Source organism: Pseudovibrio sp. SCP20 (assembly GCF_057774105.1).
The window spans coordinates 1-341 of record NZ_JBYMDH010000021.1 but is presented as its reverse complement, the minus strand read 5'-3'; the positions used below and the strand labels follow the sequence as shown (position 1 = coordinate 341).

Sequence of the window (341 nt, the reverse complement as noted above, 5' to 3'; positions counted from 1 at the left end):
TCAATATGCTGACCGACATCTGCAATAAGAAGCGATCCATTCAATCCGTTCTTGGACCAGGCAAACTGAAGCATCTGTCCGTATGATCCATTGTCTTGTATTTGGACAGAGACGTCGTTCAATGAAAGGTCTTTAAAGACGATGCGGTCGTTACCCCAATCAGCTTTTTCTGCTGCTGAGGTCAATGCAACCACCTGGTTCTCTTGTTTGTAGATGTAGGTATCGTCGCCTTCCTCGCCCCGCAAATGCTGCCACCAGCCTCCGTAAGCACCAGCTTCCAGAGTGTCATTGCCCTTACCGGCATAAATCAAACTGCTGGCAGAGCCACCCTTGATGATGTC

At 49.0% G+C, this 341-nt stretch carries 1 pseudogene; it reads right to left on the bottom strand.

The window, feature by feature from the left end:
* Nucleotides 1–341, bottom strand: a pseudogene (locus AC3CB2_RS23480) (hypothetical protein); the annotation flags it as partial.